A 12,966-nucleotide genomic window follows, 5' to 3' on the forward strand; every position below is an offset into this window, starting at 1 on the left:
CGACTGAGTCGGCCGGATCGGTTCAAGGGGTGAGTTCGGCGAGGAATTGGTCTGCGATGACGCGGGCTCGCCGGCCGATCATGAGCATGGAGCTGGTGTAGTAGTGGACGCCGGCCGTCAGGTGACCCAAGGCATAGGCCCGGGGTTCCTCAAGTCCGGGCGCGGTGATGAGGCGATTGGTGCCGGGGTCGACGTCGAGCCCTCCGAAGCGGTGCATCCGCGCGGCGCCCGACCGCACCAGGCTGTCCACCAGCGGTACGGCCGTCTCCGGCACGGCCGCCGCGTTCGGCCGGATGGTGTTCACCACGACATCGGCTGTCATACGGCCCTCGGCGGTGGATACGGAGAAGCGGGGTAACGCGTCTTGGCGTTCATGTACGCCGCTCACTCCGCGCCGTACGTGCAATCGCCCTTCCTCGGCAGCGGCCAGCAGGCGGGCGGCAGTCCGTGGCGGCATGGGGCTGAGCAGGCTGTGATAGCGCTGATGCCAGTGGGACAGGAACAGCTGGCGTTCCGGGCCGGGCATGGCGTGCCAGATCTGTTCGATGGAATCGAGCGTCCCTTGTACGACGATGCTCTGCCACACCCCGAGTCCGTCCCGGGCCTGGCGCAGTTGTCGCTTGAGTCTGCAGGCGAAGGGCTCGGACGGATCGGCGTCGGCCATGGCCCTGCCCGGTTCGGCGCCAGCCGCCCGTATCTCCTTGCTCACCAGTGCCATCAGACGTGCGCAGGTCATCACGGGATCGGTGGCCAGCGCTCCGCTCATCGCCTCCCGGGACAGATGCCGCAATCGCGGTGGCGGGACGTTGGTGCGTACGGCCGGCAGCAGGCCGGTGCGTGAGGCCATGGTGATACCGCCGCGGTGACCGTTCTCCAAGAGGAAGAGCACGGTGTCCACGGCGGTCAGACCCGTTCCGAGCACGAGGACATGAGCGGTCTTCGGCACCGCAGCCAGACGGTCCCAGAGCGGGTAGGGGTCTTGGATGTATCCGGCGTGTCCGTCGAGCCCATGGACGTCGACCGGCCCGCCCGTGCCGACGCACAGCACAAGCCGGTCCTGGCCGTCGAACTGCCGCCCGTCATCCGTGTGCAGACAGATGCTCTCGGGGCCGATGCTCGCCCGCGTCACCGCGGCTGTGACGACGCGTACCGGTCGGCCGTGGTCTGCCATTCTGCCGACGATGTCGTCTGCTCTCGCTGCCAGGTACTCACCGAACAGACGACGAGGCAGGAAGTCCTGTGGTCCGGCCGCACGGATCGCGGTGCCGTTCGCAGCAACCTGTGTCGTGACCCACTCGAGAAAGTCACCGGGCATGTCGGGCAGCAGGGACATGCGGCCCACCGGGACGTTGAGAAGTGCGCTGTCCGAATCCGGGTGATAGGCCCGGCCGGGTCCGATGTCCTTGGCGGACTCGAAGACCGTGACGTCGATATCGGGTAACTGTTCCCGGGTGAGCGCGGCCAGCAGGGCTGTCGCCGCGCCGCCACCCCCTACTATTGCCAGTCTCATGCCATCCGCTTCCATGGGGTCGATCAGCGAGCGAAACGTCGGTCACCTGGGCACTGTTGAGCGATGGCCGACGACGCCTTCCGTGAACCGTCGCGCGTGTTCGGGCAGTGGCTGCGAGATGCGGGCGGGCGGCGGGGAGTCGATCCCCCGGAGGACACAATGGACGAATCGGGGGCCTGCGGGCTGGTCCAGGAATTCGTCCAGCAGGCTGGTCAGCTGCCCGACGCCGGTGACGGTGTGCACGGATCGGTATCCAGTGGTGCGCGCCAGGGCGGCGAAGTCGAATGCCGCCTTCGGCGTGCCCTGCCCACCTGTGGAGGCGTACTGACCGTCGTCGAGGACGATGTGCGCCAAGGGCAGTTCGCGACGGGTCCCCACCGATATGAGCCCGACGGGGTTCATGAGAACACTGCCGTCACCGTCGACGACCACGGTCGGTGTGCCCACCGTGGCCGCGACGCCGGTCCCCACGGAAAGGGCCAGCCCCATGGACCCCGTCATGTAGAAGTGCTGGGGACGGTCGGCGACACCCGCACCGATTCGTGAGGCGTACCCGGTGGTGAAGACGACGGGTAAGCCCGGTGTGCATCGGACGATCTCCGTGATGGCTTGCGTCTTGGTGAAGGAGTTCATGCGGACCACCCGAAGAAGTCGGGCCTGACGAGCAGGGCGTAAGGCTCGTGCTTCTCGTCCAGGACACGCAGGGCTTCGAGCAGCTGATCGTTGACGTGGTCGGCCTCCAGGGTCTGGTAGCCGATGCCGAGTCCCTGGAGGATGGGCTCGGTGAGCTTCCCCATGCCTGCGTTCTCCGGAGTGGGGTCCGCATGCGTACCGCGCATACTCACGATCAGCAGCATGGGTATCCGGTACGGGGCGACCAGGGAGGCCAGTGCGTTGACCGAGTTCCCGAAGCCGGAGTTCTGCATGAGGACGACGGGCTTGGCCCCGCAGAGCGCCGCACCTGCCGCTTCGCCGACGGCATTGTCCTCGCGGGCGATGACCATGTAGTCGTCACGCCCTTCGAGTCTGGCCAGGAGCGGAGCCAGAATTCCGCACGGTGTCGCGAAGTAGGGCCCGAACGGCAGGTCCGTGAGACCGTCACTCACGGACCGGGCGGTTTCCTTCTGCATCGCTTGGCTGGGCAAGGTCCCCCCAAGGTCGGTGACATCGCGTCGAGTTGCACCAGCCATCCGCTATAGCGGACGGCTGGTGATGCGATCGTAAGCTGAAATCATGCGCTTCTGTCAACAACAGCGGATGGCGGGTCACCTGGACGGGTAGGCTTCGATCCACGCAGGCGGGTAGTCCGCCGAGCAGACATCTCTCTGACGAGGACGGCGGATGACCAGCGGCGATGACACCCCAGACCAGGCCGCCCGACCGTTGCTGGGCAAGATCGACGTCCGCCTCAACGAGCTCATCGCCGCCTTCTACCCTGACGAGCGCAAACGCCCGGGGTACACCAAGCTCGCCCAGGAGATCAGGGAAACCACGGGTGGGGCGATCTCCGGCACCTACCTGTGGGAACTGGCCACGGGCAAGAAGCGCAATGTGACCCTCGAACAACTCTCCGTCCTGGCTGAGTTCTTCGGCGTCCCACCGGCGTACTTCTTCAACGAGGACGTGGCGGAGCGAGTGAGCTCGCAGCTCAAGCTGGCCGCCGCGCTGCGCGACACCCGAGTGCGCAACCTGGCGCTGAGGGCCGACGGACTGTCCGGCGAAAGCCTGGACGCCCTGCTCGCCATGGTGGCCGAAGCGCGAAAACTGCAGAACCTCTCGCCCATCGAGGAGTGGGACGAACGGACTGGGACGTCCGATGCGTAACCCTCCTCATTCGGACGGGCTCACCGGACAACTCAGTGCGCAGGACGGTCATGTGCTCCGGCCCAGGCGTCCCCACCGCCCGCCTCCAGCGAATCGCCAACCGCAGGAACTCATATGCCATTCACCTACAGAAGGCTGCGTCGACACTGCCGGCTTCTGATGGACCGATTACGCCTTCCCCGAGAGCTTTCAGTGGAGGAACTCTGCGAACACCTGGCCCGGCAGCGAGGGCGCGCCTTGTATCTGCACCCTCTGCCTCCCCAGGTGACCTCCGGTGGCGCTTGCGGCATATGGATGGCCACCGACACGGAAGACCACATCTTCTCGGAGGCGCGGACGACCAGGTTCCATCGGGAGCACATCATTCTCCACGAGATCGCGCACATGTTGCTCGACCATCACCACATCGGCCCGAGCCACGGGACGGGCCCGCTCCAACACCTGTTCACCGACCTGGATCCCGAGACGGTGCGTCGACTGCTGGCACGCACCAACTACATCAGTCGCCAGGAGCAGGAAGCCGAAATGCTGGCCAGCCTGATCAAGACCGTCGTCCTTCGGACCGAGGACGACCAGCAGACGGAGGTGCTGCGCAAGCTCTCGGAGGCACTAGGGGTGGACGCTTGACTCTGCTCCTCCGACCGTCGGGGCTGGGCCTCTCGCTCCAAGCCGCCGGAGCGCTCGCCATCTGGATCTGCGTAGTGCTGCGTGCCCCAGCGGCGATCCGTTCGTACGAACAACGAATCCTGTGGCTGGCAGTCACCACGGCCGGCCTGGCCATGACACTGAATCTCCAGGACATTTCGGGTGCGGTCCGCGATGTGTTCGGCCCGACACATCTCGTGGATCTGGCAGCGAATCTCTGCGGAGTGCTCTCTTCGGCCGCCGTGCTCGACTTCGCCATGGTGGCCACCGCCAAGCGATGGTCCAGGCGCCTTCTGTACACGTCGGCGACCGGCGTCATGACCGTTCTGTCGTTCATCGACCTCACATCGGGCCCGCACGGCAGGCACCTGGTCACCAGCCCGGCTGGGCCCACTCCCACCGCTGTCTTCTGGTGGATCACAGTGGCGACACATCTCACCGCGGACACGGTGTGCGTCTGGCTCCTCCTCAGACATGGCCGGCACGGTGCCAGCCAGCCGCTCAAGACGATGCTGGCGCTCTTCGCGCTGGGTACGGCCTTCTCCGGAGCCTTCTGGTCGGGATACCTGCTCCTTCTGATCGGCTACAGCTCTCACCTCCCTGGGCTGCTGCCGATCCTCATGGGCCTCCACGGACTCCTCCGGGCTGCGGCTCTGGCCATACCGACGTTCAGGGCGGCGACCAAGGCCAGAACGTGCTGGCACCTGTGGCCACTGTGGCGGGAACTGGTGGACGCCGTCCCCCACATAGCCCTGGCGAAGCCTCGCCCACGACTGGTGGAGCTGCTGTGGCCCCGAGGATCATGGCGGCTTACCGAGTATCGGAAGATCATAGAGATACGGGACGCGGTTCTCGTGCTGCGCGATTACATCACGCCGCAGTTGGCACAACTCGCGCGCGGGCACATCGGCACCTCGGCGGCGCTCACTCCCGACAGGGCCAAGGCGGCGCTCGTGGCCTGTCTGCTCAAGGAGGCTTGCAGCGCTCGACTGGCTGGGCGTCCCCCCGAGGCACAGTCGATCGGCCTCACGGCAATCGGTGGTGACGATCTCGCGGAGGAGACCGAATTCCTGCTGGAAGTGGCTCGGGCCTACGCTTCACCCCTCGTCGGCTCGTTCAGCGCTCACATTGCGCGGTCGGCCTGATCGCGACGCGAGGTCACAGCTGGAGCGACGTTGCTTGCAGAAATTCCATGAGACCGTGCGCGCCGAGTTCTCGTCCGACGCCCGACTGCTTGTAGCCGCCGAACGGAGCGAGCGGGTTGTACGCACCGCCGATGACCGTCACTCGACCACATGCCATCGAGCGTGCAAAGGCTATTGCCTGCTTCTCGGCCGCCCAGACGGACCCGTGAGGCCGTACTGGGAGTCATTGGCGATACGCAAGGCGTCCCCCTCGTCCTCGCATTTCATAAACGAGAGTACGGGGCCGAAGATCTCCTGGCGAGCGATGTCCATCTCGGCAGTCACGTCAGCGAACACGGTAGGGCGGACGTAGTAACCCTTGTCGCAGCCTTCTGGGGCATCAGGGTCGCAGCCTTCTGGGGCATCAGGGCCACCCGCGATAAGGCGGGCGCCTTCTGCCAGGCCTCGACGAGGCAGGCAGCGGCGTCACAGCCCCACGATCTTGTTCCAGCGCTTGGCGAACTCCACCCGTTCCGTGGAGGTGATGTCCCGGGCGATGGCGAGGCGCTTGCGCATGCCGGAGTCCGGGAAGATCAGGGGGTTGTCGGCCAGGGCCGCGGTGTCCTTATCCTTCGAGGCCGCCAGGACCTCCTTCGCTGCGGGGACCGGGCAGACGTAGTTGACCCAGGCGGCGAGCTTCGCGGCGGTCCCAGGGTCGTAGTAGTAGTCGATCAGGCGCTCGGCGTTGGCCTTGTGACGGGCCCGGTTGGGGATCATCAGGGAGTCCGACCACAGCTCGGCGCCCTCCTCGGGCACGAGGAAGCGGATGTCCGGATTGTCCGCCTGAAGCTGGATGACGTCGCCGGAGTAGGCCTGGCAGGCGAGGACGTCGCCGCTGACCAGGTCCTTGGTGTAGTCGTTGCCGGTGAAGCGGCGGATCTGGCCGCGCTGGACCTCGCGCTCCACCTCGTCGCAGACGTTGTGGAAGTCGTCCGCCGTCCACTTGGTGATGTCCACGCCGTTGCCCTGCATGAGCAGCGCGAACGACTCGTCCAGGCCGGAGAGAAGGGTCACGCGGCCCTTCAAGTCGCTTGCCCAGAGGTCCTTCACATGGCGGATCTCGCGGCCCAGCTTCTTGCGGTTGTAGGCGATGCCAGTGATGCCCGACTGCCAGGGGACCGTGAAGAGGCGGCCCTTGTCGAAGGCCGGTGAGCGGAGCAGCGGGTCGAGGTACTTCGCCACGTTGGGCTGATGGGCCCGGTCCATCTTCTGCACCCAGCCGAGCCGTACGAACCGCGCGCACATCCAGTCGCTGATGACGATCAGGTCGCGGCCGGTCGACTGGTGGTTCATCAGCGCGGGGCTGATCTTGCCGAAGAACTCGTCGTTGTCGTTGATCTCCTCGACGTAGTCCACCCGTATCCCGGTGCGCTTCTCGAACGTATCCACCGTCGGCCGCCGGTTCGGGTTCTTGTCGTCGGTGTCGATGTACAGCGGCCAGTTCGCCCAGGTCAGCTTCTTGTCGGCCGTGGACTCGTCGGCGACGGCCCGGTCGCCGGGCGCCACATAGGCGGCGGGCACCCCGCAGCCGGCCAGCGCGCCGAACGCGGCGGTGCCGCCTAGGGCGCGCAGGAGGGAACGGCGGGACAACAGGGGCTTACGGGAAGGAGTCTGAGACACCCCGGAAGCATGTCGTCCCGCCGGGCAAAGGGGCAATCGACGCTGCGTCGAGCAAGGCGGGGCCTGCCGGACACCTTGTCGACCAGCCGGCCCAGGGGCGCGGGGAACTACGCGACCAGCCCCCCACACCCGCACCCGAAAAGCGGCCGGCCCCCGCGGAGCGTCACTCGCCCAGCGACGTCATCACATGCTTGATCCGCGTGTAGTCCTCGAAGCCGTACGCCGACAGGTCCTTGCCGTAGCCGGACTTCTTGAAGCCGCCGTGGGGCATCTCGGCGACCAGCGGGATGTGGGTGTTGATCCACACACAGCCGAAGTCGAGCTTCTTGGACATGCGCATCGCGCGGGCGTGGTCCTTGGTCCACACCGAGGACGCGAGGGCGTACTCGACGCCGTTGGCCCACTCGACGGCCTGGTCCTCGTCCGTGAAGGACTGGACGGTGATGACCGGGCCGAAGACCTCGTTCTGGATGATCTCGTCGTCCTGCTTCAGGCCGGAGACGACGGTCGGGGCGTAGAAGTAGCCCTTGTCACCGACCTGGTGGCCGCCCGCCTGGACCTTGGCGTGGGCGGGGAGGCGGTCGATGAAGCCGGAGACCTGCTTGAGCTGGTTCGGGTTGTTCAGCGGGCCGTACAGGACGTCCTCGTCGTCCGGCTGGCCGGTCTTCGTCTCGGACGCCGCCTTGGCGAGCGCGGCCACGAACTCGTCGTGGATGGACTCCTGGACGAGGACGCGGGTCGCGGCCGTACAGTCCTGGCCGGCGTTGAAGAAGCCCGCGACGGAGATGTCCTCGACGGCCTTGGCGATGTCGGTGTCCTCGAAGACGACGACCGGGGCCTTGCCGCCCAGCTCCAGGTGGACCCGCTTGACGTCCTTCGACGCCGACTCGGCCACCGACATGCCCGCGCGCACCGATCCGGTGATCGACGCCATCGCCGGCACGGAGTGCTCGACCATGAGGCGGCCCGTGTCGCGGTCGCCGCAGACGACGTTGAAGACGCCCTTGGGGAGGATCGAGCCGATGATGTCGGCGATGAGGACGGTGGAGGCCGGGGTGGTGTCCGAGGGCTTCAGGACGACCGTGTTGCCCGCGGCGATGGCCGGGGCGAACTTCCATACGGCCATCATCATCGGGTAGTTCCAGGGGGCGACCTGGGCGCAGACGCCGACCGGCTCACGGCGGATGATCGAGGTCATCCCCTCCATGTACTCGCCGGCCGAGCGGCCCTCCAGCAGCCGCGCCGCGCCCGCGAAGAAGCGGATCTGGTCGACCATCGGCGGGATCTCCTCGGAGCGGGTGAGCCCGGTGGGCTTGCCCGTGTTCTCCACCTCGGCCGCGATCAGGTCCTCGGCGCGCTCCTCGAACGCGTCGGCGATCTTGAGCAGGGCCTTCTGGCGCTCGGCGGGAGTGGTGTCGCGCCAGGCCGGGAAGGCCGCAGCGGCGGCCGCCATCGCGGCGTCGACGTCCGCCTGTCCGGACAGCGGCGCGGTCGCGTACGCCTCGCCCGTCGCGGGGTTGACCACCTCGGTGGTCCGTCCGTCGGCGGCGTCCCGGAACTCACCGTCGATGTAGTTGCGCAGACGACGCAGCTCGGTGCTCACTGCCGGCCTCCTGATCAGGTACTCGCTGTCCGATTGCTGAGACACCCACCCTAGTCGTCAGGCCCACGTTTTCAACACCCCCATGGCCATCAGTTCTGCGAAATCCGCAAGCTTCGGAGCCGTAAACAACGAATTTCATCGCTGAGGGGTTGCGAAACTGTCGAGACCTCGTGCACAGTGAGGCCGTGGCCAGTCGAAGCGCAGACCAGAGGGACTCGTCCCGCGAGTCCAGGAACGGCACCCCCCAGCTGGATGCCGTCTCCCTCGCCATCATTCAGCAGCTCCAGGAGGACGGCCGCAGGCCGTACGCCGCGATCGGCAAGGCCGTCGGCCTTTCGGAGGCGGCCGTGCGCCAGCGCGTCCAGAAGCTGCTGGACCAGGGCGTGATGCAGATCGTCGCCGTCACGGACCCGCTCACCGTGGGCTTCCGCCGGCAGGCGATGGTCGGGATCAACGTCGAGGGCGATGTCGAGTCGATCGCGGACGCGCTGACCGGCATGTCGGAAGTCGAGTACGTGGTGATGACCGCGGGCTCGTTCGACATCCTCGCCGAGATCGTCTGCGAGGACGACGACCACCTGCTGGACGTCATCAACAAACGCATCCGGTCCCTGCCCGGCGTGCGCTCAACCGAAAGCTTCGTCTACCTGAAGCTGAAGAAGCAGACCTACATGTGGGGAACCCGATAACCGTGAGGACCCGATAACCGTGAGCACCAAGGACCTCAGCCGCACCGCGTACGACCACCTGTGGATGCACTTCACCCGCATGTCCTCGTACGAGAACTCCCCGGTCCCGACCATCGTCCGGGGTGAGGGCACCTACATCTACGACGACAAGGGCAAGCGCTACCTCGACGGTCTCGCGGGTCTGTTCGTGGTCCAGGCCGGTCACGGCCGTACGGAACTCGCCGAGACCGCGTTCAAGCAGGCGCAGGAGCTGGCCTTCTTCCCGGTGTGGTCCTACGCCCACCCGAAGGCCGTCGAGCTGGCCGAGCGCCTCGCCGACTACGCCCCGGGCGACCTGAACAAGGTCTTCTTCACCACCGGCGGCGGCGAGGCCGTCGAGACCGCCTGGAAGCTCGCCAAGCAGTACTTCAAGCTGCAGGGCAAGCCGACCAAGTACAAGGTCATCTCGCGTGCGGTCGCCTACCACGGCACCCCGCAGGGCGCCCTGTCCATCACGGGTCTGCCCGGTCTGAAGGCGCCGTTCGAGCCGCTCGTCCCGGGCGCGCACAAGGTGCCGAACACCAACATCTACCGCGCCCCGATCTTCGGCGACGACCCGGAGGCCTTCGGCCGCTGGGCCGCCGACCAGATCGAGCAGCAGATCCTCTTCGAGGGCCCGGACACCGTCGCCGCGGTCTTCCTGGAGCCGGTGCAGAACGCCGGCGGCTGCTTCCCGCCGCCGCCCGGCTACTTCCAGCGCGTGCGCGAGATCTGCGACCAGTACGACGTGCTGCTCGTGTCGGACGAGGTCATCTGCGCCTTCGGCCGCCTGGGCACGATGTTCGCCTGCGACAAGTTCGGCTACGTCCCGGACATGATCACCTGCGCCAAGGGCATGACCTCGGGCTACTCCCCGATCGGCGCCTGCATCATCTCCGACAAGCTCGCCGAGCCCTTCTACAAGGGCGACAACACCTTCCTGCACGGCTACACCTTCGGCGGCCACCCGGTCTCCGCGGCCGTGGGTCTCGCCAACCTCGACCTGTTCGAGCGCGAGAACATCAACCAGCACGTGCTGGACAACGAGGGCGCCTTCCTGCAGACGCTGCAGAAGCTGCACGACCTGCCGATCGTCGGCGACGTCCGCGGCAACGGCTTCTTCTACGGCATCGAGCTGGTGAAGGACAAGAACACCAAGGAGTCCTTCAACGAGGAGGAGACCGAGCGCGTCCTGTACGGCTTCCTCTCCAAGGCGCTCTACGAGAACGGCCTGTACTGCCGTGCCGACGACCGCGGCGACCCGGTCGTCCAGCTCGCCCCGCCGCTGATCTCCAACCAGGAGACCTTCGACGAGATCGAGCAGATCCTGCGCGCCACCCTCACGGAGGCGTGGACGAAGCTCTGATCACGTTCGGATGATCCTTTGATCCTTCCGGATGATCAACGCCGGCCCCGGGTGCCCCCGCTCGAGTGAGAACGGCGGCCCGGGGCCGTGTGCTGTCCGGCCCTCCGGTAATGGCTGCCTAGCGTTCCAGTGACCGATCAGCCCAGCGTTCGTTCCCCCGCACGAGGGAACGAACACGGGAATAGCGGATCAGAACCGAGGTGTACGACCATGGAGGCCCCGCCGGACAACGACGTGCTCTGGGCACGCGCGCTGCACTTCAGGCACCCCGACGGGTCGCCCGGACTCGCCGGGGTCTCGCTCGCCGTACGCGAGGGCGAGATCCTCGCCGTCATCGGCCCGCGCGGCAGCGGGAAGACGACGCTGCTGCGCTGTCTGTCCGGTCTGGTGCCGGTGCGCGAGGGCGAGGTGTGGTTCAACAGCACGCCCTTGCACACCCTGGGCCCGATGCGCCGCGAGCGGCTGCGCCGGGACCGCTTCGGCTGGATCGACCCCGCGCCGGTCCTGGTCCCCGAGCTGAACGCCTGGGAGAACGTCGCACTCCCGCTGATGCTGCGCGGCGCCGGCCGCCGCAGGGCGAAGGTCGCCGCGCTGGAGTGGCTGGAACGGCTCGACGTCGGCGACAAGGCCCGCAACCGCCCGCACGCCCTCCACCAGGCCGAACGGCAGCGCGTCTCGATCGCCCGGGCGCTGGCCCCGGCCCCCATGGTCCTCTTCGCCGACGAGCCGACGGCACCACTGCACCGCTCCGACCGCACCCATGTGCTGCGGACGCTCACCTCGGCCACCCGCTCGCACGGCATCACCATGGTCCTCGCCTCGCTCGACCCCCAGGCCGCCGCCCTCGCCGACCGCGCCATCGGCCTGCTGGACGGCCGCAGCATGCGCACCGTGCTGCTGCCCGACGCCCCCGACACGGAAGGCCGGGCCGCGTGCTCGCTCTCCGTCTGACCCGTGCGGCCAGGCCCGCCGTCCAGCTGCGCCGCCTGCTGGTCGCCGTGGCGGCCGCCGGCACCGGCTTCCTGATGCTGGCCTGCCTCGGCTACGCCCTCCACCACCCGGAGCGGGCGGACGCCGCCGCGCTGCGGCTCGCCTGGAGTGTGGTGCCGTTCGCCGCCACGGTGTACTTCGCGCTCGCCGTCGCCCGTACCGACCCCGGCACCCGGCCGCGCCCCGGCCTGTCCGCCGTGGGCGTCGGTCCGGCGCGCCTGATGGCGGTCTGCGCGCTCACCACGGCCCTGTCCTGCACCCTGGGCTCGCTGCTCGCCCTGCTTGTCTTCCTGCATCTGCGCGGCGACCTCACGGGCATGCCCTTCGACGGCGCGGCCGCGGACTTCCTGGCAGCCGATCAGTCCCTCCCCGTCCCGGCTGCCATGACCCTGCTGGCCCTCCTCCCGGCCGTCGCCTCGACGACCGTGGCCGTGGCCCTGCGCCCGAAAGACCCGCGCCCCACCCCGATCCTGCGCATGTACGGCCGCTTCGGCGCGTACGGCCACCCGTCGGCACGGGAGACCTTCGGAGCGTACGGCCGCTTCGGCGCCCGCTCCGGCCGCAGGCCCACGGCCGACCGAGAGGCCGCAGCGGACCGGGAGTCCGCAGGCGACGACGAGCGAGCGGCCCAGGACGGCGGGCAGGACAGTCGTCCGTCCGCGGGCGGTCGTGCCGCCGGGGCGGCTCCCGGCTCAAAGACAGCGGCTCCCGACTCAGAGACAGCGGCTCCCGGCTCAGAGACAGACGGCGACGGGAAAGCGCCGAGCGGCGAATCCGGCCCCGAGCCGCCGACCCCGGACGCCGACTGGACCGACGTCACCCACCGGCGCCCGCATGACGCACCAGCCGGCCTCCCCTGGGGCATCGCTCTCCTCACCACCGGCCTCACCGTCCAGTCCTACGCCGGCCGCTCGAACATCGCCGTACTCACCGGCTGGCTCGTCACCGCCGCCGGCCTGGTCCTCGCCTCGCCCGGCCTCACCCACCTGTGCGGCCGCTTCCTGCAGTGCACCCGCCCCGGCGCCCTCCGCCTCCTCGCCGGCCGGGTCCTCATGACGGAAGCCACCCGCATCGGCCGCCCCCTGGGCGTCGTCAGCGCGGTCACGTCCGCCGGTTACGCCATGACCACGCTGTACGCCGGCTCCGCACCGTCGTTCGGCCCGCTGACCGCCCTCGGCGCGACGCTGGTCACCGGCTGCACGGTCGCCACCGTGCTCACCGCGGCCGTGGAGACCCGCCAGTGCCGGGCCGACACGACCGCCGCGCTGCTCCGGCTCGGCGCTCCGGCCTGGACGCTGCGTACGGCCGCAACCCTCCGCGCGGTGGCCCTGCTGGCGCTGTTCGGCTCGCTCACCCTCGTCGTCGCCGCCCTGTCGGCCCTCCCCGTGGACCGCTGAGAACCGCCGAGATCCGCTGAGGTCCGCTGAGAAAAAAGAGTTCCCGGCGACCGATGAGTTCTCCCGGGACCCCCGGTCTACCCATCGAACATGCTGACCCCGGCACGCATCACCAGGGAG

At 68.1% G+C, this 12,966-nt stretch carries 12 protein-coding genes and 1 pseudogene; 7 read left to right on the plus strand and 6 right to left on the minus strand.

Going from position 1 to position 12,966, the window contains the following annotated elements; genetic code table 11:
• Positions 1-22: 22 nt before the first annotated feature.
• Genes M878_RS61075 through M878_RS47625 form a run of 3 tightly spaced genes read right to left on the minus strand, consistent with a single transcriptional unit; the run spans position 23 to position 2,616 of the window.
• Positions 23-1,510: an FAD/NAD(P)-binding protein gene (locus M878_RS61075; RefSeq protein WP_023546419.1), complete on the minus strand. Its 1,488-nt coding sequence runs from the start codon at positions 1,508-1,510 to the stop codon at positions 23-25.
• 42 nt (positions 1,511-1,552) lie between these two features.
• A complete protein-coding gene (locus M878_RS92200) occupies positions 1,553-2,143 on the minus strand; it encodes a thiamine pyrophosphate-dependent enzyme (RefSeq protein ID WP_023546420.1) in 591 nt (196 codons plus the stop codon).
• Positions 2,140-2,616: a thiamine pyrophosphate-binding protein gene (locus M878_RS47625; RefSeq protein WP_158692681.1), complete on the minus strand. Its 477-nt coding sequence runs from the start codon at positions 2,614-2,616 to the stop codon at positions 2,140-2,142. The genes M878_RS92200 and M878_RS47625 overlap by 4 nt, the downstream gene beginning before the upstream one ends.
• A gap of 235 nt (positions 2,617-2,851) precedes the next feature.
• Between M878_RS47625 and M878_RS61080 the strand changes: the two genes are divergently transcribed.
• From M878_RS61080 to M878_RS61085, 3 genes are all read left to right on the plus strand, one after another.
• A complete protein-coding gene (locus M878_RS61080; RefSeq protein ID WP_023546422.1) occupies positions 2,852-3,334 on the plus strand; it encodes a hypothetical protein in 483 nt (160 codons plus the stop codon).
• A 294-nt stretch (positions 3,335-3,628) separates the two neighbouring features.
• A complete protein-coding gene (locus tag M878_RS47630; RefSeq protein ID WP_023546423.1) occupies positions 3,629-3,961 on the plus strand; it encodes a hypothetical protein in 333 nt (110 codons plus the stop codon).
• Positions 3,958-5,124, plus strand: coding sequence for an MAB_1171c family putative transporter (locus M878_RS61085; RefSeq protein WP_023546424.1), 1,167 nt, complete (start codon positions 3,958-3,960; stop codon positions 5,122-5,124). The genes M878_RS47630 and M878_RS61085 overlap by 4 nt, the downstream gene beginning before the upstream one ends.
• A gap of 13 nt (positions 5,125-5,137) precedes the next feature.
• On the opposite strand, the pseudogene M878_RS94095 reads toward M878_RS61085, so the two are convergent.
• From M878_RS94095 to M878_RS61095, 3 genes and pseudogenes are all read right to left on the minus strand, one after another.
• Positions 5,138-5,571: pseudogene (locus M878_RS94095) on the minus strand (aldehyde dehydrogenase family protein); the annotation flags it as partial.
• A gap of 18 nt (positions 5,572-5,589) precedes the next feature.
• Complete coding sequence (locus tag M878_RS61090) at positions 5,590-6,783, minus strand: ABC transporter substrate-binding protein (RefSeq protein ID WP_031224728.1); 1,194 nt, start codon at positions 6,781-6,783, stop codon at positions 5,590-5,592.
• Between the two features lie 163 nt (positions 6,784-6,946).
• Positions 6,947-8,386, minus strand: a complete 1,440-nt coding sequence (locus tag M878_RS61095) for a gamma-aminobutyraldehyde dehydrogenase (RefSeq protein WP_023546428.1) — start codon at positions 8,384-8,386, stop codon at positions 6,947-6,949.
• 170 nt (positions 8,387-8,556) lie between these two features.
• Here M878_RS61095 and M878_RS61100 point away from each other — a divergent pair, with 170 nt between their 5' ends.
• The 4 genes from M878_RS61100 (at position 8,557) to M878_RS61115 (ending at position 12,846) form a co-directional block, all read left to right on the plus strand.
• Positions 8,557-9,075, plus strand: a complete 519-nt coding sequence (locus M878_RS61100) for an Lrp/AsnC family transcriptional regulator (protein ID WP_031224729.1) — start codon at positions 8,557-8,559, stop codon at positions 9,073-9,075.
• Between the two features lie 19 nt (positions 9,076-9,094).
• Positions 9,095-10,459, plus strand: coding sequence for an aspartate aminotransferase family protein (locus M878_RS61105; protein WP_023546430.1), 1,365 nt, complete (start codon positions 9,095-9,097; stop codon positions 10,457-10,459).
• 210 nt (positions 10,460-10,669) lie between these two features.
• Positions 10,670-11,410: an ABC transporter ATP-binding protein gene (locus M878_RS61110; protein WP_023546431.1), complete on the plus strand. Its 741-nt coding sequence runs from the start codon at positions 10,670-10,672 to the stop codon at positions 11,408-11,410.
• Positions 11,392-12,846, plus strand: a complete 1,455-nt coding sequence (locus M878_RS61115; RefSeq protein ID WP_023546432.1) for a hypothetical protein — start codon at positions 11,392-11,394, stop codon at positions 12,844-12,846. Before M878_RS61110 ends, M878_RS61115 begins: the two co-directional genes overlap by 19 nt.
• Positions 12,847-12,966: the final 120 nt, after the last annotated feature.

The sequence above is a fragment of the Streptomyces roseochromogenus subsp. oscitans DS 12.976 genome, from assembly GCF_000497445.1.
Classification (GTDB): domain Bacteria; phylum Actinomycetota; class Actinomycetes; order Streptomycetales; family Streptomycetaceae; genus Streptomyces; species Streptomyces oscitans.

Coding starts and splice junctions, on each gene's coding strand:
- M878_RS61110 (WP_023546431.1), top strand. CDS start 10,670: ATGGAGGCCCCGCCGGACAACGACGTGCTCTGGGCACGCGCGCTGCAC.
- M878_RS61080 (WP_023546422.1), top strand. CDS start 2,852: ATGACCAGCGGCGATGACACCCCAGACCAGGCCGCCCGACCGTTGCTG.
- M878_RS92200 (WP_023546420.1), bottom strand. CDS start 2,143: ATGAACTCCTTCACCAAGACGCAAGCCATCACGGAGATCGTCCGATGC.
- M878_RS47630 (WP_023546423.1), top strand. CDS start 3,629: ATGGCCACCGACACGGAAGACCACATCTTCTCGGAGGCGCGGACGACC.
- M878_RS61075 (WP_023546419.1), bottom strand. CDS start 1,510: ATGAGACTGGCAATAGTAGGGGGTGGCGGCGCGGCGACAGCCCTGCTG.